Origin of the sequence: Speluncibacter jeojiensis, assembly GCF_029589495.1 — a bacterium.
Lineage (GTDB): Bacteria > Actinomycetota > Actinomycetes > Mycobacteriales > Mycobacteriaceae > Speluncibacter > Speluncibacter jeojiensis.
Window position 1 is genome coordinate 121,712 of record NZ_JAAIVF010000005.1, and the last position, 20,486, is coordinate 142,197.

Genomic DNA, 20,486 nt, shown 5'->3' on the forward strand with positions numbered 1-20,486 from the left:
TCGGTGGGGCAGCGGGGCCTCGAGTCCGATCGGTCGGGCGAGGACGTGCCGACGGACGGTGCGGCGGTCGACGTTGCAGACGCCGCCGCCGTCGCCACGGAGCCCCCTGCCCGGGTCGAGCGTCGGCCGCGGCACCCGTTCGCGGCCTGGGCGTGGAGCCTGGTGCGGCTGGACTTCGTCGGCATCGTCTTCGCGGCGCTGTTCTTCTGCTGGTCGCTCACGCCCTCGCTGCTGCCTCGTGACTGGCTGTTCCAGGGGCTGATCGGCGGCATCAACGCCGTCATCGGCTACGGCGTCGGTGTCGTGATCGGTTGGCTCGTACGCCGGTTCGTGCTGGCAAGAGTGCCGTGGTGGCCGCTGCCCGACCGGGCGATGTGGTGGCTCAAGGCGATCGCGGTCACTGCCTCGATCGCCGCCTCACTGCTGATGCTGGTGTGGTCGGCGCACTGGCAGCGCCAGCTCGCCGCGCTCATGGACGCCGAGGGCACCACCACGACCGGGTACATCCGTACCGGTGTGCTGAGCATGCTGGTCGCGGCGCTGCTGATCTCGCTGTTCCGGGTGTTGCGAGACCTGGTCCGATGGGTTGCGCGCCAGATCAATCGGCTGCTCAAGGTGCCGCGACCGGCGGCCAACCTGCTCGGACTGCTGGTGGTCCTGGTGCTCGCGCTCACGCTGGTCGACGGCGTGCTGCTCCGGGGCATGTATGCCGCCGCGAACTCGGTCTTCGGCCTGCAGAACAACCGCACCCCGTCGGGCATCGCCGAGCCGATGCTCCCGGAGCGCTCGGGTTCGCCCGAGTCCCTGGCCAAGTGGGACACGCTGGGCTACGAGGGCAAGTATTTCGTGGCCCGCGGTCTGCGTGCCGACGCGCTGAGCACGGCCAACGGCACAACGGCGATGCAGCCGATCCGGGTGTATGTCGGCCTGGACTCCGCACCGACTGCGCAGCAGCGCGCCGACCTCATGCTCGCCGAACTCGAACGCACCGGGGCTTTCCGCCGCAAGGCACTGGTGGTCATCCCGACCACCGGCACCGGCTGGGTCAATCCGACGGCCGCGCAGGCGATCGAGCTGATGTACAACGGCGACACCGCACTGGTGGCCATGCAGTACTCGTACCTGCCGAGCTGGATCTCGTTCCTGGCCGACCGCGACAAGGCCGCCGCCGCCGGAAGACTGCTGTTCGACACCGTCTACGGCAAGTGGTCGAGCCTGCCCGAGCAGGCGCGGCCCAAGCTCTACATGTACGGCGAGAGCCTCGGCACGCAGGCGGGCGAGGGCGCGTTCAAGGGCCTCGGCGACATCCGGTCGAAGACCGACGGGGTGCTGTGGGTCGGTCCGCCCAACTCGAACCGGTTGTGGCGGCAGTTCGTCGACCGGCGGGACCCCGGCAGCACCGAGGTGTCGCCGGTCTACGTCGACGGGTTGGTCGTGCGATTCATCAACAACCCCGCGGATCTACGCAAGCTCGACGACCAGCCATGGCTCGAGCCGCAGGTGCTGTACATCCAGCACCCGTCCGATCCGGTGGTCTGGTGGTCGCCGGATCTGATCCTCAAACGCCCGGACTGGCTCTCGGAGCCGCCGGGGCCGGACCGGCTGCCGGCGATGAAGTGGTTCCCGTTCGTCACCTTCTGGCAGGTGTCGGCCGACCTCGCCAACGCCGCGGGGGTGCCGGACGGACACGGGCACAACTACGGCACCTCCGTGCTCGACGGGTGGGCGGCCATCGCCGCACCGCCCGGGTGGACCGCGCAGGACCAGCAGCACGCGCGGACGGTGCTGAAGCAGGTGATGAAGTCCCAAGGGCCGGAGAAGTGACCGGAAGCCGTTGCGCAGCAACACTTGCTGTGGCGGGTGCGCTGTGGTGGGCCAACCGGGCACCGAAGCCGCGCTCCGCGAACGCACGAGCCGTGCTGGGCGCCGGCGTCGCACTGTCCGCTACCGCGGTCGCGTCCGCCGTCGGCATCTCTTCCCGGAAGCTCGGTCTGGCCCGGTCCGACGTCGGTGCGGGATGTCGTCTCGGAGCCGCCGTGGGTGCCCCCTTGTTTGCCGGCTGGGCGGTCGCGTCGTCGGTGCCGGCGCTGCGGGCCCGGCCTGCGACCGGCGCACATGACGACCTCGCTCGGTGGGTGCTGCTACGGATTCCGCTGGGCACCGTCGTGACAGAGGAACTGCTGTTCCGTTCAGTGTTCTACGCGCTGACGCGACGGGCATGGACGCCACCGGTGGCCCGGGCGGTGTGCGCGGTGGCGTTCGGACTGTGGCACGTCCGTACCGCCCGCCTGGCCGGCGACAGCGTCCCGCTCGTGTTCGCGGCGACCACGGCCGCCGGCGTCGGGTTCGACTGGCTGCGCGCCCGCAGCGGCAGCGTGGTCGCGCCGGCGCTCGTGCACTACGCGCTCAATGCCGGTGGGGCGCTGATGATCGCACGAACCTCTCGGGGAGTGGGCTATCCTGACGGCGATGTCTGACGCCGAGGGTTCAGCGGGCGCTTCCCCCCGCCGCTGGGCAGGCCGTACCGCCGACGAACGGATCGATGAGCGTCGACGCCAGTTGCTCGACGCGGGTTACCAACTGCTGGGCACCGAGGGGGCTTCCGCGGTGACCGTACGGGCGGTGACCCGATTGTCGGGGTTGTCGCCGCGGTATTTCTACGAGAGCTACGCGAGTCGTGAGGACCTGTTGCGGGCGGTGTTCGACGACCGGTTCGCCGTCATCCATCAGGCCGTGCAAGACGCCATGGTCGGCGCAGACCCCGGCTTCGATGCCCAGGCGCGGGCATCGATCGACGCCACCGCGCGGTGTCTGGAGGAGGACCCGCGGCTCGGCCGGGCGCTGCTGCGTGAGTCGCTGGCCGACGACACCCTGCGCGCCTACGCCGAGCGGGCGCTTCCCGAGTTCGTGGCGGGCGTGGCGCTGCGAGCCGTCGACGTCGCCGCGGTCGCGGCCTTGGATCCGGCCGAGCTGCAGGTGCTCATCTTGGCGGTCTCCGGCGTCCAGGTGTCGCTGCTGCTGTCCTGGTGCGAGGGGTTGCTGCCGCTGCGCCGCGGGGAGTTGGTCGACAAGGTGGTCGCTGTGGTCGCAGGAATCGTCGGCAGCGCCGGCCTACTGTGAGCTTCCCTTCGTGCTTGCCGTCTTTCATCGCACAGTCTTCGGAGTCTCTGTGGCGATGCGGGCAGGAATGGCCAGGAACGTGAACATCTCCGGGTAGAGCACCGGCTTGCCGCTGGTGATCAGGCCCACCGACACCGCACGGTCCGGATCGGCCCACCCGAGGACGTTGCTCAAACCGAGGTGACCGAAGAGATTCGCGGTGTCCGGACCCCACAGACTGAACCGGCGTTCCCCGAGCATGAAGCCTCGGCTGTACCGCAGCGGTACCCCGAGGCTGCAGTCCACTTCCAGTTCCGCTGTCGGCGCGATCGCGCGTGCAACAGTGCCCGGGTTCAGGACGCGTACCCCGTCGAGTTCCCCACCGCGGCGCAGCAGTTCGAAGAACCGGGAGAGTTCCTCGGCGGTGGTCACCACATTTCCCGACGGCACGACCGAGGTGAGGAACCGCCGGTCGTTGGTCAGCCGGACCGTGTGCTCAACCGAGGTGCCGAGGATGCGCCCGAGGATCAGCGACAGCGGCGGCAGCGTCGGAAGCCCTGTGACGTAGTTCTTTCCGACCGAGGCGTCATCGGCGGGGTCGACACCGTAGTTCGTCCACCGAAAGCCCAAGGGGTCGAGGATCTCTCGCGCCAGCACGGTGCGGATGTTGTCGCCGGTGACGCGTTCGACGACCTCGCCGATGACGATGCCGCCGGTCACCGCGTGATAGGCGAGTTGCCGTCCCGGCCGGAAAACGGGCCTCGTCTCGCACATCGCGCCGATCACCGCGGCCCGGTCGTCGAGGTGGTCGAGGTCCATCGCCGCAGCGGGATGGAGCGGGATGCCCGCGCGGTGCGAGAGCAGATGAGCGATCGTGATCGATTCCTTGCCGTGCCGCGCGAAGTCCGGAATGTACTCGCCGACGGGGATGTCCAGGTCGATCACGCCGCGCTCGGCGAGCAGGTGTGCGACGACCGCCGTGATGGCCTTGGACGCTGAGCAGATGCCGAACGGCGTCTGGGTCGTCGCCGCCGTCCTGGGAGTGGACGGACCGTCGCCCGGGCCGTTTCCGTCGGAGTGGCCGATGGAGCGGTTGAGCACGACCTGCCCCTCGCGCCGCACGCACAACTGGATCGCAGGATGTACGCCGCTGCGGTAGAGGTCGACGGCGGTGTTCCAGATGCGATCGATGCTCCGGGGATCCATACCGACGTCGCGCGGGTCGACTTCGGACCCGCGATCGGTGACAGCGTCGAGGTCGCGGGGGACCCGGATGCGGCGCAGCGGATCCGGCAGCAGCGGAATCCGGGGGAGCTGGGGGATTCGGGACAGCTGGGACATCAGTGCCACGTCGGCCGGTTCCCTCGAGCGGCGATCATGCGAGTGCCCGTTCGCAGCCGCTCAGGATCAGCCGGAAGACGGTGCTCAACGCCGGACGGATCACCCCCGCCGCCAGAGCGCCGCCGTCGACCTCCGACACCCAGGTCACAAGGCAGCTGTCACTGCCGTCGTTCGTGATGTCGATGGTGGCGCCGAGGTGGCTGACGAGCGGAAGTGATCGGGTGATCACGTACCGGATCTGCGTCGGCCGCTCGAACCCGATGATCTCCTCGCGGAAATAGGCTGCGGGGCTGAAGACCTCCCGAACCGCACCGACGCCGTGGGGTTCGTCGACACCGCGGCGGGTGTGCCGCACGAGAACGCCGGGCAGTGCCTTGGCGAAGTTGGATCCGTCGGCGAGCCAATCGAACACGGCCATCGCAGGAGCGGGGATCGACCGCTGTACCTCCACCCGACGCGGGTGGAGGGCCTGTGTGCGCCCGAGACGGTGCGTGATGCTGCCGCCGTCGTCGAGCCGGCCGGCCCTGCGCAGCAAGTCGGACTTCGCCGCCGAGTACGGGAATCCGGCCAGCTTGCCGATGACGGAGAGTTCGATCCGATTGGCGGTGATCGCCTGGGTCCGGGTGAACTTCCGGATGCCGTACGGTCCACCGAGTCGAGCCCCCACCCCGGATGTCTTCCAACCGGATTGGGGAATCGGGTGACACAGGATGTGGGTGGCCGCGTCGTTGATGTTCACCGTGCCCGCCTCGAGACGTGCGGCGATGCGCAGTGCCCCGGATCGGTTGCGTGACCATACGCTGGCGGACAGTCCAAAGGGCGAATCGTTGGCGAGCCGGATCGCCTCGTCGACGTCGGCGACGCGCATGATCGGCAGCACCGGACCGAAGGTCTCCTCGTTCATCACCGCCATCGTGTGGTCGACACCGGTGAGCACAGTGGGTTCGAATCCCTGACCGGCGTCGGCCTTACGCCCGCCGGTGACAGCGGTGGCGCCCTTGGCGACGGCGTCGTCGACATGGCGGGTGACGATCTCGAGTTGGTCGGCGGTGATCAGTCCGGTGATGTCCACATCGAAACCGTCACCGGCGTCCCGCAGGCTCCGCACCAGATCGGCCACCCTGGTGACGAGCTCGTCATAGATGTCGGCGACCGCATAGACCCGCTCGACGGAGACGCACATCTGGCCGGAGTTGAGCATTCCACCCAGGACGATGCCCTGCGCCGTCTGATCCAGGTCGGCGTCTGCGAGCACGATGGCCGGGTCGTTGCCCCCCAACTCGAGGCTGTACGGCTTGAGTGCCGCGGCGGCTGTCGCCGCGATCGCGGTCCCGGTGCGTGCGGTCCCGGTGAACTGGATGAAGTCGACGGCGTTCACCACGGCCGCACCGGTGGACCCGGCCCCGTTGACCCCCGTGAACACCGGAGGTGCGCCGATCTCGGTCCAGCCCTCGAGCACCGCAGTGGCGGCGAGCGGGGTGTGTTCGGACGGCTTGACGATCACCGCGGCGCCTGCCAGGAGAGCAGGAATCGCATCCCACAGGAACATCGCCAGCGGGAAGTTCCACGGACTGATCACCCCGACCACCTGGTACGGGACATGGCGGATGCGCAGCGCTTTGAGCGCGGTGACCAGACTGGTCGGCCAGGGCGTTTCGTCGGCGAGGAACTTTTCCGCACGGTCGCAGTAGTAGTGCAGCACGGACAGGCTCGACGACAGTTCGATACCGATCTCGGCCGGTGGTTTGCCCGTCTCGGCCTGCAGCAGGTTGTTGATGCGCTGCTCGTTCGCGTAGATCCAGTCGCGGAATCGGTGCATCCAACGCACCCGGGCAGCGACCGGCAACGCTGCCCATTGTGGTTGTGCCGCACGCAATTGCGAGACCGTCTGCCGGACGTCCTCGGCGGATGACGTCCGGACGGTGCCGATGGTTCGGCCGTCGGCGGGGCTGCACACGTCGATGCTCTGGGCTCGGGTCGTGGTGGTCATGATGCGTCCTCGGGTGCGCTCGGCAGGCAGGTGGTTTCGAGCTTCCGCAACAGTTCGTGCACCCGGCGGTCGTCGACGAGATAGAGGTCCATCAGCGGCGTGAGGATTCCGCGCAGCGCCGAGACCGGCCACCAGGCTCCCGGTGACATCACCGACGACGAGCGGTGCTCGACCCCCGAGACCAGCGCCGAGGCCGCCTCGGTAGCGGTGATGCGCCGGCGTAGCGGCCCGGGCAACATGGAGTTCAGCTGCGCTCCGAGCTCGTCGGAGTCCAGCGCGTTCCGGGTCAGCTCGGTCTCGACGATGCCGTAATAGCAGGTCGTCACGCTGACCCCGTGCGGTGCCAGTTCCAGCCGGAAGGCACGACTGAGCTGTTCGGTGGCGGCCTTGCTGATCATGTACGCGGCGCCACCGACCGGCGGACAGAACGCGGCGCAGGAGGCGACGACCACGATGTGCCCCCGGCTGCTGATGAGGTGGTCGACCGCCGGCAGGACGGTGTTCAGCACGCCGGTGACGTTGACGTTCAGCACCGCGTCGAAGTGCTGCGGATCGGCGCCCCGCAGCGTCCCGGCGGGTGGGGTGATCCCGGCGTTGGCGACGACCAGATCAAGCCTGCCGAATCGGCCTACTGCCTGCTCCACAGCCATCCTCATGGCCGTGCGGTCGGTGACGTCCGCGCCGATGGCCAGCGCACGGTGTTCGCCGAGTGTGGCCACCACGTCCTTTGCGGCGGTCTCGTCGCGGTCGACGACGACCACCGACGCACCCTTGTCGGCCAGTTGCGTCACCGTCTGCCGGCCGATGCCGTCACCGCCGCCGGTGACGAGCGCGACCTTGCCGGACAGGTCGAACGTGGTCTGACCCGGAACGAGCATGCGGCACAGGGCGATGGGGAGGTCGATCAGGCTCATCAGCTGACCACCTCGTAGTTGTCCAGGTCGAAATTCCTTGTCCGATGCCGGTATTCGAAGGACCAATTGGGGTACAGGCCAGAGTTCTCCCCGCTGCCGTTGGTGTAGTAACTCGCGCAGCCGCCCTGCAGCCAGGTCCCGTGCTGCGACCGCCGATGGACCTCGTCGACGAACGCGTCCTGGACCTCGTGGCGGAGGTCGAAGCGCGTGATGCCGCGCTGGCGAAGTTTCTTGATCCCGCTGACGATGTAGTCGATCTGGCCCTCGATCATGAACACGGCCGACTGGTTGCCCGCGGCGCCGAACCTGCCCAGGATCGTGAACATGTTCGGGAACCCGGCAGTGGCCACACCCAGGTACGACTGCGGCCGGTCACGGTAGACGTCGTTGACCGACCTGCCGTCGATGCCCTTGATGCCGTCGCCGACCCGGGGCGTCGCGGTGAATCCGGTGGCGAACACGATGGTGTCCACCGCGTGCTCGACGCCGGCACCGTCCACGATCGAGTGCTCACGGATCTCGCTGATGCCCTCGGTCACCACCGTGACGTCGTCACGGCACAGCGCCGGATAGTACTTGTCCGAGAAGATCGCCCGCTTGCATCCGATCATGTAGTCGGGAGTGAGCTTGCTGCGCAACTCCGGATCGGACACCTGCCGCGCGAGCTGGAGCCGGCCGAGCGCCTCGAACGGGTGACGGAAGGCCGTGTTGGTGAACCCCGGCAGTCCGAACGACTCGATGGCGGCATACCAGCCGGTCCGCATCAGCCGCTGCGTCAGCGGTAGCAGTGAGTACAGGGTCTTTTCGGCAAGGGTGATCGACCGGTCCAGGCGGGGGACGATCCACGCCGGCGTCCGCTGGAACACGACCACCTCGTCGGCGACGTCGCTGATCGCGGGAATGACCTGAATGGCCGTCGCGCCGGTGCCGATGACGGCGACGCGCTCACCCGACATGTCGTGGTCGTGATCCCAGTGCAGCGTGTGAAACATGCTGCCGCCGAAGGTGTCCATGCCGGGGAGCTGCGGGATGGACGCCTCGGTGAAGGCGCCGACCGCGGTCACCAGGACGTCCGCGGTCATCTCGCCGTGATTCGTGCGGATCTGCCAGGTGCTGGTGGTCTCGTCGAATACCGCCGACTCGACCTCGGTCCCGAACCTCATGTGGCCGGTCACGTCGAACTTCTCGGCGACGTCGCGCAGGTAGTCGAGGATCTCGCCCTGACTTGCGTACTTGTGGGACCAGGCCGGGTTGGGTGCGAACGAGTAGCAATACAGTACGGAGGGCACATCGCATGCGGCACCGGGATAGGTGTTGCGACTCCAGGTTCCACCGAGGTCCTCGGTTCGTTCGAGGATGGTGAAGTCGGTGATGCCCGCCTGCCGCAGCTTGGCGCCGAGGCCGATGCCGCCGAAGCCGGCGCCGACGATGACGATCGGGTGATGGTCCATGGTCGTTGTCCTTGGAGGTGGTCGTGTTCCCTGGAGTGGTCGGCGAGTGTGCAGCGGTTACAGGTCGAGCACGACGGTGCCCTCGCCGCGAGAAACGCAGGGGAGCATCGTGTCGTCGCGTTCCGAGTCGAGCAGCAGGGTGTCGCGGTGGTCGATCTCGCCACAGAGGACCTTCGCCCTGCAGGTCCCGCAGAAGCCCTGCTGACACGAGTAGGTCACCGAGGGCTCCACGCGGCGGATCGCGCTCAGCGCGGATTCGTTCGCGCCGACCGTGACGGTCGTCCCGGTGCGCGCAAGGGTGATGTCGAATTCCGCGCCGCCGCGCACCGGCGGTGGGGAGAACCGTTCGCTGTAGAGTCGCGCGGTCGGATTCGGCTCGGAGAGAAGCGACTTGGCGTCGTCCATCAGCGCAGGCGGCCCGCACAGGTATACCGCGGCCCCCGTCTCGGCCTCGCCCAGAACGGCGGCGATGTCGGGTAGGCCGTGTTCGTCGTCGGTGCGCACGGCGACGTGGTCTCCGTAGCGAGCGAGTGTGTCGAGGAAGGGCAGGCTCTCGCGCGAGCGTCCCAGGTAGACCAGTCGCCAGTGGGCGCCGGACCGGCGAGCCTGCTCGATCATCGACAGCATCGGAGTGATGCCGATTCCCGCGGCGACGAAGAGATAGGAACTCTCCTGCACCATGTGAAATGCGTTGCGCGGTCCACGAATCCGCAATGTGCTACCGACTCGGACGGTCTCGTGGATCTCACGGGAGCCGCCGCCTCCGTCCTCGATACGCCGCACTGCGATGCGGTAGTGCTTGCGATCACGGATGTCACCGCAGAGCGAGTACTGACGCATCCGGCCCGACGGCAGGATGACGTCGAGGTGGGCGCCCGGCGTCCAGTGGGGGAGGTCTGCGCCGTCGTCGGCGGCGAGGGTCAGGGCGAGCACCCCGTCCGCGACGTGCTCGACGTTCGCCACCGTCAGGTCCTGCTCGAATCCGGCCAGTCGCACGGGCTTCGGCCGGGACAACAGCTCGGCCGCGGGGCTCTGCGTGAAGACGCGCAGGTAGCTGCGGTAGGTGGCCAGTGCCAGGTCGAACCCGGTGTCGAGGGCGGTGCTCATCGGCCGTCCTTGATCGGGGCGGTGGCCAGGTAGCGAACGGCGGCCTCCATGCCGGGCAACTGCGACGGATGGAAGCCCGGACGTAGGTAGACGGGGATCTCGGTGACGAATCCGGCGATGTTCGGGATGACCCGTCGACGCGTGGCGCGGATCATGTCGGTGACCAGCCCGGGCATCCAGCCCAGTGGCGCGTGGCTCTGGTTCAGTTCCGGGTCGTGGGCGGCCAGCCAGGTGAGCGTCGTGATTCCGGTGACGGCGAGGGCGAGGCTGCCCAGCACGGCCATCCGCGCCCGGCGTGCGTAGCTACCGTCGACGTACATGTAGGCGTCGAACACGACGCTGCGATGCTCGACCTCCTCTGCGCCGTGCCACTTGAGCAGATCCAAGATCATCGGGTGGATGCCCGAGTTCTCGAGGCCTTCGGATTCGAGGAAGAACTTTCCCCACACCGCGGTGTAGTGCTCGAGTGCGGAGAACAACGCCAGACGCTCGCAGAGCAACTGGTGCCGGATCCGCTCGGATCCGGTGTCGCTCATGATCAGATCGATGATCCTGTCCATCCGGTCGATCACGGGCTGCGGATCCAGGCCGAGTTCGACGAGCCGGCCCATCATCCCGCCGTGCTGGTCGGCGTGGGTCGCCTCCTGGCCGATGAATCCGATCATCTCTTCGCGCAGTCGGGGGTCGTCGACGAGGGGGAGGGCCTGCGCCATCGCGCGTGACATCGCCTTCTCGCCCTGCGGCAGCAGCAGGTGCATGCAGTTGTAGACATGAGCGGCGATCGGGTTGCCGGGGACGTAGTGCATCGGGACGTCGTCCCAATGGAAGTCCATGTCGCGGGCGTGGATCGCGTGCGCTTCCGAGGTGTGGAGCGGTGACGCGGTGCTCGGGGAGATGACGGTGTTCGGCCGGACGGCCGACGTTGCTGGGAGGCTCATGGCGACTTCCTCGCGGTGGTCGAGTAGTGCTGGTCAGTGAACTGGAAACACCCGTTTCCTGTGTTGTTGCGAGTATGGAGGACTACGGGCGCGGCGTCAATGGCGCCGGCGCACCGAATCAACTATTGGCAGAACGCCAATATGTGCGTAGCATCGCCTGGCATGGCCGCCGGGATGCGCGTAGCCCCTGGTGTGTGACCAGATCATTCATGGTTCCGGCGTCGATGAGCCGGAGTGGCCGATATTGGCAAGTCACCAATTACGGAGGAACTTCGATGGCGAGCAGTGTCTGCGATCCGCAGGTGGACGACGCGACGGTGTCTGAGTTGCGGGAGCTGGCCGAGACCGCCCGCGGCTTCTTCGAGAAGGAGGTGACACCGCACCGGGAGCGGTTCGCCGCGCAGGGTTTCCCGGATCGCAAGTGCTACGAGCGGGCGGGCGACCTGGGCCTGCTCTGCATGTCGGTCCCCGAAGAGTACGGCGGTGGCGGAGGCACCTTCGCCCACGAGGCGGTGCTGTTCACCGAGCAGGTCAGGGCCGGCGACTCGGCACTGCAGCTCGGTGTGCACACCGGGATCGTGCCGCACTACCTGATGGCGTATGCCTCGCACCAGAACAAGCTCCGGTGGTTGCCCAAGCTCGCCTCCGGTGAGTGGGTCGGCGCGATCGCGATGACCGAACCCGGAACCGGGTCGGACCTGCAGAACATCGCCACCAAGGCAGTCAAGGACGGCGACGACTATGTGATCACCGGCGCCAAGACGTTCATCTCCAACGGGCGCAACTGCGACTTGCTGATCATCGCGGTCAAGACCGACCCGGGACAGGGCGCGAAGGGCGTGTCCCTCGTGGTCGCGGAGGTCTCCGACGACACCCCCGGATTCGAGCGTGGTCGGCTGCTCAAGAAGGTCGGCCAGAGGGGGCAGGACACCACCGAGTTGTTCTTCGAGGGCCTGCGGGTACCGCAGGCAAACCTGCTCGGATCGGCTGAGGGACAAGGCTTCTTCCAGTTGATGGAGCAGCTGCCGCAGGAGCGGTTGATCTGCGGGGTCGCGGCCGCGGCGGCCATCGAGACCGCCGTCGGTGAGACGCTGCGATACGTCAAGGAGCGCCAGGCCTTCGGCAAGCCGCTGTTCGCGCTGCAGAACACGCGGTTCGAGCTCGCCGAGTGCGCGACGCTCGCGCGCGTCGCCCGCACCTTCGTCGACGACGCAGTCGCCAAGCACCTGCGCGGTGAGCTCGACGTCCCGACCGCCGCAATGGTCAAGTACTGGACCACCGAGCAGCAGACCCAGGTGGTCGATCGCTGCGTCCAGCTCCACGGTGGCTACGGCTACATGGACGAGTACCCGATCTCCCGGATGTGGATCGACGGCCGCATCTCCCGCATCTACGCCGGCGCCAACGAGGTCATGAAGGACCTCATCGCGCGCTCCCTCTGACCGAACATGAACGCGGAAAGCAGGAACATGACCGAGGCATATATCTACGAGGCCATCCGAACGCCCCGTGGCAAGGGCAAGAAGAACGGTGCACTGCACGGCGTCAAGCCGATCGACCTCGTCGTGGGGCTGATCGACGAGCTGAAGGCACGCCACCGGGGACTCGACCCGCAGGCCATCGACGACATCGTGCTCGGCGTGGTCTCGCCGATCGGCGACCAGGGCGGCGACATCGCACGCACCGCCGCACTCGCGGCGGGGCTGCCGGACACGGTGGCGGGCGTGCAGCTCAACAGGTTCTGCGGCTCGGGGCTCGAGGCAGTGAACACCGCCGCGCAGAAGGTGCGGTCGGGCTGGGAGCAACTCGTGCTGGCCGGTGGCGCGGAGTCGATGTCGCGGATCCCGCTCGGTTCGGACGGCGGTGCGTGGGCGCTCGACCCTATGACCAACTACCGCACGCACTTCATTCCGCAGGGTGTGAGCGCGGACCTGATCGCCACGATCGAGGGCTTCACCCGCGACGACGTCGACAGCTTCGCGGTGCGCTCGCAGCGTAAGGCCGCCGCGGCGTGGTCGGGCGGCTACTTCGCGAAGTCCGTTGTGCCGGTGAGGGACATCAACGGGACGGTGCTGCTGGCCCACGACGAGTTCATGCGTCCCGACACCACGGTGGACACGCTCGCGGGCCTGAAGCCGTCGTTCGCGGGTATCGGCGAGGCCGGCGGGTTCGACGCGGTCGCGCTGCAGCGCTACCACTGGGTCGAGAGGATCGACCACGTCCACCACGCCGGCAACTCCTCGGGCATCGTGGACGGCAGCGCGCTGGTGCTCGTCGGCAACGAGGCTGCCGGCCGGGAGGCCGGTCTGACCCCGCGGGCCCGCGTCGTCGCCTCCGCGGTCACCGGCAGCGACAGCACGATCATGCTCACCGGTCCGGTCCCGGCGACCGAAAAGGTCTTGGCCACGGCAGGTTTGACCGTGGACGACATCGATCTGTTCGAGATCAACGAGGCCTTCGCCTCGGTGGTTCTGAACTACCAGAAGAAGCTGAACATCCCGGACGAGAAGCTGAACGTCAACGGCGGCGCGATCGCCATGGGGCACCCACTCGGGGCGACCGGCGCGATGATCACCGGAACCATGGTCGACGAGCTGGAGCGGCGTGGCACCAGACGAGCCCTGATGACCTTGTGCATCGGCGGCGGCATGGGCATCGCGACCATCATCGAACGCGTCTGAGCGTCCCACCCGGACAAGGAGAACGAACATGGCAGACAACATGATTGCCTGGGACCTCGGCGCCGACCGCGTGCTGGTCCTGACGATCGACGACCCCTCGCAGGCCACCAACACGATGACCGAGGAGTTCGCGAGGGACCTGACCGCGACGGTCGACCGCCTCGAATCCGAGAAGGACACCTTCGACGGGGTCATCCTGACCTCCGGCAAGGACACCTTCTTCGCCGGTGGTGACCTCAACCTGCTGATGAACGCCGGCCCCGCGGACGCGGAGTCGATCGCGGCCGGCCTCGACACCTACAAGGCGGCGTTCCGGCGCATCGAGACGCTCGGTAAGCCGGTCGTCGCGGCGATCAACGGCACCGCGCTCGGCGGAGGGTTCGAGATCGCCCTCGCCTGCCACCACCGCATCGCCCTCGAGGCGAAGGGCAGCCTGCTCGGCCTGCCCGAGGTGACGTTCGGCGTGCTGCCGGGTGCCGGCGGGGTCACCCGCACGGTGCGGTTGCTCGGCATCACCAACGCCGTGTTGAACGTGGTCGGGCAGGGCCAACGGATGAAGCCGGCCAAGGCGCTCGAGGTCGGCATCGTCGACGAGGTCGTCGCCGACCGGGAGGAGATGTTCGCACGGGCGCGCGCATGGATCGCCGCGAACCCCGACGCGGTGCAGCCGTGGGATGCAAAGGGGTACAAGATTCCGGGCGGCGGCCCGTCGAGCCCGGCGCTCACGGCCAACCTGCCCGCCTTCCCGGCGACCGTGCGCAAGCAGCTCAAGGGTGCGCCGATGCCGGCGCCCATCGCGGTGCTGTCGGCGGCGGTCGAGGGCGCGCAGGTCGACCTGGACACCGCGTTCGCGATCGAGACCCGCTACTGCGCCAACCTGATCTGCGGCCAGGTCTCGACGAACATGATCAAGTCACTTTTCTTCGACCTGAACAGCATCAACAAGGGGGCCTCGCGCCCGGCGGGCTTCGCGCGTCGCAAGGCCGAGAAGGTCGCCGTCCTGGGCGCCGGCATGATGGGCGCCGCGATCGCTTACGTCACCGCCGCGTCGGGCGCTCAGGTGGTGCTCCGCGACGTCAGCCTCGAGGCGGCCGAGCGCGGCAAGGACTACTCGCGAGGCCTCCTGGACAAGGCGGTGGCCAAGGGCAGGATCACCCCGGCCAGGCGTGACGAGGTGCTCGGCCGAATCCTGGCCACCGACAACGTCACCGACGTCAAGGGCGCCGACTTCGTGGTCGAGGCGGTCTTCGAGGATCTGGAGCTGAAGAAGAAGGTCTTCGCGGAAGTCGAGCCGCTGCTCGCCGAGGACGCCCTCATCGCGACCAACACCTCGGCGCTGCCGCTGAGCGAGATGGTGACCGCGGTCGGTCGTCCCCGCGATTTCATCGGCCTGCACTTCTTCAGCCCGGTCGACAAGATGCCGTTGCTGGAGATCGTGGTCGGCGAGAACACCGGGGACGAGGCGCTGGCCCGCGCGTTCGATTTCGCCCAGCAGATCCGGAAGACCCCGATCGCGGTCAAGGACGTCTATGCGTTCTACGCCAACCGGGTGATCGCCCAGTTCGTCGACCAGGCGGTGGCGATGCTGGCGGAGGGGGCACACCCGGCGAGCATCGAGCAGGCCACCACCCAGGCAGGCTTCCCGGTCGGCGCGTTGGCCCTGCTCGACGAGGTCAACATGAAGACCACGTTGAAGATCCAGCGGGGGGCGATCGCGGCAGCCACGGCGGAGGGATCGACCTACGTCGAGACTCCGGGGACCCCGGTGCAGGAGCGGATGGTCGAGGAGTTCGACCGTCCGGGTCGGCTCGCCGGGCGCGGCTTCTACGACTACGCGCGGGACGGCTCCCGGCTCGGTCTCTGGGATGGCTTGCGCGAGCACTTCCACAAGCCGGAGGTCGAGATCCCGTTCGAGGACATGAAGGAACGGTTGCTGATCGCCGCCGCGCTGGAGGCCGCTCGTTGCGTCGAGGCCGGGGTCGTGCGCACCGTCGCGGATGCCAACATCGGTTCGCTGTTCGGGATCGGATTCCCGGCCTGGACCGGCGGTGCGATCCAGTACATCAACCAGTACGACGGCGGACTGGGCGGATTCGCCGCGCGGGCCGACGATCTGCGCGCGAAGTACGGCGACCGGTTCGAGGTTCCCGAGTCGCTGCGCGAGATGGCCGCAGCCGGCAAGGACTTCGGCTGACGACACCTCGTCCTCGCCGACGCGCGCCTCGGTGCGGGTCGGCGAGGACCAGGGGTGGGCTACGGTTCGATCATGGCATCTGATGTTGCGCCGCGCCGGCAGCGATTGGAACCGGACGAGCGTCGAAAGCAGATCCTGGACTGCGCCATCCGGTTGTTCGGTGAGCGGCCCTACGCGGATGTGTCGACCGTGGAACTGGCTCGGGAGGCCGGGGTCGCCCGGGGACTGATCAACCACTACTTCGGCACCAAGCGGGACCTCTACCTCGAGGTCGTCCGGGCGATGGTCATCGTGCCGCCGTCGGATCAGATGGTTCCGCCCGCTGGGAGCCTGCGCAAGAAGATCGACTGGTTCCTCGACTGGTTCCTCGACATGGTCGGGCGGCACGGTCAGACCTGGCTCGCCGCGATCGGTGCGGAGGGCATCGCGAACGACGCTGAGGTCCAGTCCATTCTGGCCGAGGCCGACGACCTTGCGGCCGACCGTGTGCTGGCTGTCGTGGGCCTCGATCCAGGGGCGTCCGACGGTGCGCAGCTACAGGCGATGACCCGTGCCTACGGGGGTATGGTCAAGGCCGCTGTACGGGAATGGCTGGATCGAAAGACTCTGACACGCAGCGAAGTTCACATTTTGTTGCGGCAGACCCTGTTGGGTCTCGTCAAGGATGTGTACCCCAGGGTCGTCGGCGAAGAATAAGGCCGTCGAAGCTATTGACAGGCTGACAACAGTGACCGACGATTGAGGTGCATTCGGCCGCAGCATGTCTCGATCGACTTTCGATCGGCGCCGGCCGGTGGGTCATCGTCCAAGCCCGTGTGCGGGCCGCGAAGCGACAGAGAGTCGACATGTACCTCACTCAGGGCCTTCATCGAGCCGTCCAGTCCACCCCCGACGCGGTGGCCACGATCTACGGCGACCGTCGCCGGACCTTCCGGGAGCACGTCGACCGTGTCGCGCGCCTGGCCGGGGCGCTGCGCGGCCTCGATGTGGAGCCCGGCGACCGCGTCGCCATCCTCTCGCTCAACAGTGATCGATATGCCGAGTATCTCGTCGCGGTGCCGTGGGCGGATCTGGTGCTCAATCCGGTGAACATCCGTTGGGCGCCACCGGAGATCGCATACTCGCTCAACGACTCGGACACCCGTGTCCTGCTGGTCGACGATGCGTTCGCGGCTGTGGTACCCCACCTGCGTGAGGCCTGCCCGAGCCTGGCGGCGATCATCCACTGCGGTGACGCGCCGACTCCCGAGGGGCTGCTCTCGTATGAGCAACTGGTGGCGGACAACGAGCCCGCGGAGGATGCGCGCCGAAGCGACGACGCGCTCGCCGGAATCTTCTACACCGGCGGCACCACGGGCTTCCCCAAGGGCGTCATGCTCAGCCACACCAACATGGTCACCTCCGCGCTGGGGACCGTCGCGAGCGGTGAACTCCTCGGCTACGGCGCATCGATGTTGCACGTCGCCCCGATGTTCCACCTCGCGGATCTGGCCGCCTGGGCCGGGCAGGTGATGCTCGGCGGTCCGCACGTGATGGTGCCGTTCTTCGAGCCCGTCGCGGTCTTCGAGGCGATCGAGAAGCACCGTCCGACCGACGTGCTGATGGTTCCCACGATGGTCCAGATGCTCGTCGACCACCCCCGAATCGGGGAGTTCGATCTCTCCGCGATGCAGCGGATCCTCTACGGCGGATCGTCGATCAGCGAGGGACTGCTGACCCGCACGATGGAGCGCTTCCCGCACGTTCGGATGACCCAGGCCTACGGCATGACCGAGGCGGCGCCGGTCGTCGCGCTGCTGCTGCCCGACGATCACTACGGCAAGCGGCTCGGTTCGGGCGGGCAGGCGGCGCTGCACGCGGAGATCACGATTCTCGACGTGTCCGGTGCCGCCGTCCCGACCGGTACGGTCGGGGAGATCTGCACCCGCGGCGGCAACGTGATGCAGGGCTACTGGAACAGGCCGGAGGAGACGGCTGACGTACTCCGCGACGGGTGGTATCACACCGGGGACATGGGCTATCTCGACGAGGACGGATTCGTCTTCGTGGTCGACCGGCTCAAGGACATGATCGTCACCGGCGGCGAGAACGTGTACTCGGCCGAGGTGGAGAGTGCGCTGAGCAAGCACCAGGCAGTGCAGGCATCGGCGGTGATCGGCGTCCCGGACGAGAACTGGGGCGAGCGGGTGCACGCGGTCGTCGTGCTCGCACCCGGAACCGAGACGACGGCGGAGGAGCTGACGGTGTTCTGCAAGCAGCACATCGCCGGGTACAAGGCTCCTCGCACCGTCGAGTTCGTCGACGCGCTGCCGATGTCGGGCGCGGGCAAGATCCTCAAGCGGGAACTGCGGACGAACCACGAGGGTCCGGCAGAGGCCCGGTCGATGTGACGGCCCGCGGGGCGGCAAGCGGTACCGTTCGCAAGTGCCGTCCCGTTCCGTCGCCGTCGATCCGGCCCAGGTGCGCGCCGCCGTTCTGGCGGTCGCGCAGTGGCTGCGTGACGAGACCACCCCGAAGCCGGCCCGGAGCGAACTCGCGGCGGCCGTGAGGCTGAGCGCACGGGCGCTCGCGCAGGCGGCACCGGGCTCGAGTGTGGAGGTGCGGGTGCCGCCGTTCGTCGCGGTGCAGTGCATCAAGGGGCCGCGGCACACCCGCGGCACCCCGCCGAACGTCGTGGAGACCGACCCGCGCAGCTGGCTGCTCATCGCGACCGGGCTGCTCACCTTCGCCGACGCGGCCGACCGGGGGTTGCTCAGCGCCTCCGGATCGCGGGCCCCCGAAGTGGCGCACTGGATGCCGCTGGTGCGCCCCTGATCTGGCCGGGACTTCCCGCGACGGCGCTGGTTCGACGTTAGATTCGAACCAGCCGACGAGAAGAGGGGCGATCATGGCCGAGACCATGCGGGCGGAGCGGTTTCACGCGGACACCGGCGAATACGGCATCGAGGACGTGCCGATTCCCGAACCCGGCCCCGGGGAGGTGCTGATCAAGGTCGCCTTCTGCGGCATCTGCCATTCGGACCTGAGCCTGATCGACGGGACGTTCCCGCGGATGCTGCCGGTGGTGACGCAGGGCCACGAGGCGTCGGGCACGATCGCGGAACTCGGCCCCGGTGTGACGGGCTGGAGCGAGGGCGACCGCGTCATCCCGGCGGCCGGCCGGCCCTGCATGGTGTGCCGCAACTGCCGGCGCGGCGCCTTCAACGACTGCCTGAACATCCAGCTGATGGCCTTCGCCTACGACGGCGCGTGGGCGGAGTATCACGTCGCGCAGGCGCCTGGGCTGACCAAGGTGCCGGACAATGTGCCGCTCGAGCAGGCGGCGATCCTCGCCGACGCGGTCTCGACGCCCTACGGTGCGGTCGTGCGCACCGGCAAGGTCGCGGTCGGCGAGACCGTCGGGGTGTGGGGTGTGGGCGGTATCGGCACCCACATCGTGCAGCTTGCGCGCCTCGTCGGTGCGGTGCCGATCATCGCCGTCGACATCAACCCGGTCGTGCGCGAGCGCGCACTCGAGCTCGGCGCCGACCACGCCTTCGACTCCCGCGATCCCGACCTCGCGAAGAAGGTCGCCGAGGCCACCGACGGCCGGATGCTCGACGTGGCGTTCGACGCCGCGGGTCTCAAGGTGACCTTCGAGCAGGCGTTGGACTGCCTCGGGGTGGGCGGCCGGCTGATCTCGGTGGGCATGAGCGGGCAGGAGCCGGGTATCGGTTCGACTGCGGCACTGGGGTTGTCGCGCAGGCAGGTGTTCGGGCACCTGGGCTACAAGCCGGAGGACATCGGCACGTTGGCGGAACTGGTGTCCCGCGGCCGGCTCGACATATCCCGGTCGATCAGCGAGATCCTGCCGCTCGAACGCATCGCGGAGGGGATCGAGAAGCTCGAGAACCACGTCGGCGACCCGATCCGGATCCTCGTGCAGCCCTGACGGCGCCGGTGGCGGACCGCGTGTCCGGTCCGCCACGCGCGGGTATCAGGCGGCGGCCGACGTGGTCCCGTCATCCTTCGACGTGCCACCGCCGCCGGCCTGCTCGGTGCCGTCGCCACCTTCGCCGTCCTTTTCGGTGTTCCCGCCGCTCTCCGAGGTCCCCGGGTCTGCTTCCGTCTCGTCCGGATCTTCGGTTGTCCCGCCGGACTTGTCGCCTTCCGACTCGGTGTCCTTGCCCTGACCGTCGGCGGGCTCTTCCTTCGTGGCGTCCTTGTCCGCGGGTTTCTCGGCCTCTGGTTTCTGGGTTTCGGGGTCTCCCGCCTCGGGCTGGGGCTCCGCCGCAGGCGGGTTCGCCTGCGGTGCGGGCGCCGGTGCCGGGGCGGGGGTGGGCGCCGCGGCAGGAGCGGCTCTGCCGTCGCCCGATCCGGAGGAATGCGCCGCCGGGCCGGATCCGCCCGAGTTCTGTGGGGCCTTCGCGGCTGTTCGCGGCGCCGGGGCCGGCGCAGCCGTCGTCGGACGAGGTGTCGTCGTGGTGGTGTGCATCGCCGGGGTCATCGGGGTACCATCCTCGGCGCCGTCGCCGTCACCCCCGCAGGCCACCAGGCTCACCGCCGCCAGGGCGCCCGCGCACAGCAGTCCGATTCGCTTCATTTCGCCGTCCTCGTTCGTCGGTCGAGCGGCCAGACCCCGACTGCCGGCCCCCATCGCGTGCAACAAATAGCAAAGCAACGCTAAGTAGATGGCCGGTCGACAGACAGGAAATCCACAGAAACCGAGACCGTTCGGTGATCTGGCTGGGCATCGGGGATCGATCGGCCCGGACATGACGTGGCGTGGCCC

General features: G+C 68.2%; 17 protein-coding genes. 10 read left to right on the forward strand and 7 right to left on the reverse strand.

The genetic code is table 11. The features are described 5' to 3' along the window. Positions 1 to 162 precede the first annotated feature (162 nt). The 3 genes from G4X40_RS15750 (at position 163) to G4X40_RS15760 (ending at position 3,120) form a co-directional block, all read left to right on the forward strand. The gene (locus G4X40_RS15750; protein ID WP_408642230.1) at positions 163 to 1,824 is read left to right on the forward strand and encodes an alpha/beta hydrolase; all 1,662 of its coding nucleotides are present in this window, start codon (positions 163 to 165) and stop codon (positions 1,822 to 1,824) included. Between the two features lie 212 nt (positions 1,825 to 2,036). Then, positions 2,037 to 2,477 (forward strand): CPBP family intramembrane glutamic endopeptidase, encoded by a 441-nt coding sequence (locus G4X40_RS15755; protein WP_277833815.1) that lies wholly within the window; start codon positions 2,037 to 2,039, stop codon positions 2,475 to 2,477. Then, the gene (locus G4X40_RS15760; RefSeq protein WP_277833817.1) at positions 2,470 to 3,120 is read left to right on the forward strand and encodes a TetR/AcrR family transcriptional regulator; all 651 of its coding nucleotides are present in this window, start codon (positions 2,470 to 2,472) and stop codon (positions 3,118 to 3,120) included. Before G4X40_RS15755 ends, G4X40_RS15760 begins: the two co-directional genes overlap by 8 nt. Before the next feature lie 24 nt (positions 3,121 to 3,144). Here G4X40_RS15760 and G4X40_RS15765 read toward each other — a convergent pair whose 3' ends face one another. From G4X40_RS15765 to G4X40_RS15790, 6 genes are read right to left on the reverse strand one after another with little or no spacing between them, the layout of a single operon-like run. After that, positions 3,145 to 4,440 carry a serine hydrolase domain-containing protein gene (locus tag G4X40_RS15765; protein WP_277834157.1) on the reverse strand — a complete coding sequence of 432 codons (1,296 nt, stop codon included), beginning with the start codon at positions 4,438 to 4,440 and terminating at the stop codon, positions 3,145 to 3,147. A gap of 34 nt (positions 4,441 to 4,474) precedes the next feature. Next, the gene (locus G4X40_RS15770; RefSeq protein WP_277833819.1) at positions 4,475 to 6,430 is read right to left on the reverse strand and encodes an aldehyde dehydrogenase family protein; all 1,956 of its coding nucleotides are present in this window, start codon (positions 6,428 to 6,430) and stop codon (positions 4,475 to 4,477) included. After that, the gene (locus G4X40_RS15775) at positions 6,427 to 7,344 is read right to left on the reverse strand and encodes a short-chain dehydrogenase/reductase (RefSeq protein ID WP_277833820.1); all 918 of its coding nucleotides are present in this window, start codon (positions 7,342 to 7,344) and stop codon (positions 6,427 to 6,429) included. The genes G4X40_RS15770 and G4X40_RS15775 overlap by 4 nt, the downstream gene beginning before the upstream one ends. Continuing rightward, positions 7,344 to 8,795, reverse strand: coding sequence for a flavin-containing monooxygenase (locus tag G4X40_RS15780; RefSeq protein ID WP_277833821.1), 1,452 nt, complete (start codon positions 8,793 to 8,795; stop codon positions 7,344 to 7,346). The genes G4X40_RS15775 and G4X40_RS15780 overlap by 1 nt, the downstream gene beginning before the upstream one ends. 57 nt (positions 8,796 to 8,852) lie before the next feature. Next, positions 8,853 to 9,902, reverse strand: coding sequence for a PDR/VanB family oxidoreductase (locus tag G4X40_RS15785; RefSeq protein WP_277833822.1), 1,050 nt, complete (start codon positions 9,900 to 9,902; stop codon positions 8,853 to 8,855). After that, positions 9,899 to 10,840 (reverse strand): metal-dependent hydrolase, encoded by a 942-nt coding sequence (locus tag G4X40_RS15790; RefSeq protein WP_277833824.1) that lies wholly within the window; start codon positions 10,838 to 10,840, stop codon positions 9,899 to 9,901. The genes G4X40_RS15785 and G4X40_RS15790 overlap by 4 nt, the downstream gene beginning before the upstream one ends. Positions 10,841 to 11,115: 275 nt before the next feature. Between G4X40_RS15790 and G4X40_RS15795 the strand changes: the two genes are divergently transcribed. The 7 genes from G4X40_RS15795 (at position 11,116) to G4X40_RS15825 (ending at position 19,646) form a co-directional block, all read left to right on the forward strand. Further along, positions 11,116 to 12,282 (forward strand): acyl-CoA dehydrogenase family protein, encoded by a 1,167-nt coding sequence (locus G4X40_RS15795; protein WP_277833826.1) that lies wholly within the window; start codon positions 11,116 to 11,118, stop codon positions 12,280 to 12,282. A gap of 27 nt (positions 12,283 to 12,309) precedes the next feature. Beyond that, a complete protein-coding gene (locus tag G4X40_RS15800) occupies positions 12,310 to 13,521 on the forward strand; it encodes an acetyl-CoA C-acetyltransferase (RefSeq protein ID WP_277833827.1) in 1,212 nt (403 codons plus the stop codon). Positions 13,522 to 13,549: 28 nt separating this feature from the next. Continuing rightward, on the forward strand, positions 13,550 to 15,715 hold the full coding sequence (locus tag G4X40_RS15805) for a 3-hydroxyacyl-CoA dehydrogenase NAD-binding domain-containing protein (protein WP_277833828.1): 2,166 nt from the start codon (positions 13,550 to 13,552) through the stop codon (positions 15,713 to 15,715). A 72-nt stretch (positions 15,716 to 15,787) separates the two neighbouring features. After that, positions 15,788 to 16,411, forward strand: coding sequence for a TetR/AcrR family transcriptional regulator (locus G4X40_RS15810; RefSeq protein ID WP_277833829.1), 624 nt, complete (start codon positions 15,788 to 15,790; stop codon positions 16,409 to 16,411). Positions 16,412 to 16,560: 149 nt separating this feature from the next. Beyond that, positions 16,561 to 18,105 (forward strand): acyl-CoA synthetase, encoded by a 1,545-nt coding sequence (locus tag G4X40_RS15815; RefSeq protein ID WP_277833831.1) that lies wholly within the window; start codon positions 16,561 to 16,563, stop codon positions 18,103 to 18,105. A 34-nt stretch (positions 18,106 to 18,139) separates the two neighbouring features. Beyond that, positions 18,140 to 18,529: a sterol carrier family protein gene (locus G4X40_RS15820; protein ID WP_277833833.1), complete on the forward strand. Its 390-nt coding sequence runs from the start codon at positions 18,140 to 18,142 to the stop codon at positions 18,527 to 18,529. Positions 18,530 to 18,602: 73 nt separating this feature from the next. Beyond that, on the forward strand, positions 18,603 to 19,646 hold the full coding sequence (locus G4X40_RS15825) for a zinc-binding dehydrogenase (protein WP_277833834.1): 1,044 nt from the start codon (positions 18,603 to 18,605) through the stop codon (positions 19,644 to 19,646). A 45-nt stretch (positions 19,647 to 19,691) separates the two neighbouring features. Here G4X40_RS15825 and G4X40_RS15830 read toward each other — a convergent pair whose 3' ends face one another. Next, positions 19,692 to 20,297, reverse strand: a complete 606-nt coding sequence (locus G4X40_RS15830; protein ID WP_277833836.1) for a hypothetical protein — start codon at positions 20,295 to 20,297, stop codon at positions 19,692 to 19,694. Positions 20,298 to 20,486 lie beyond the last annotated feature (189 nt).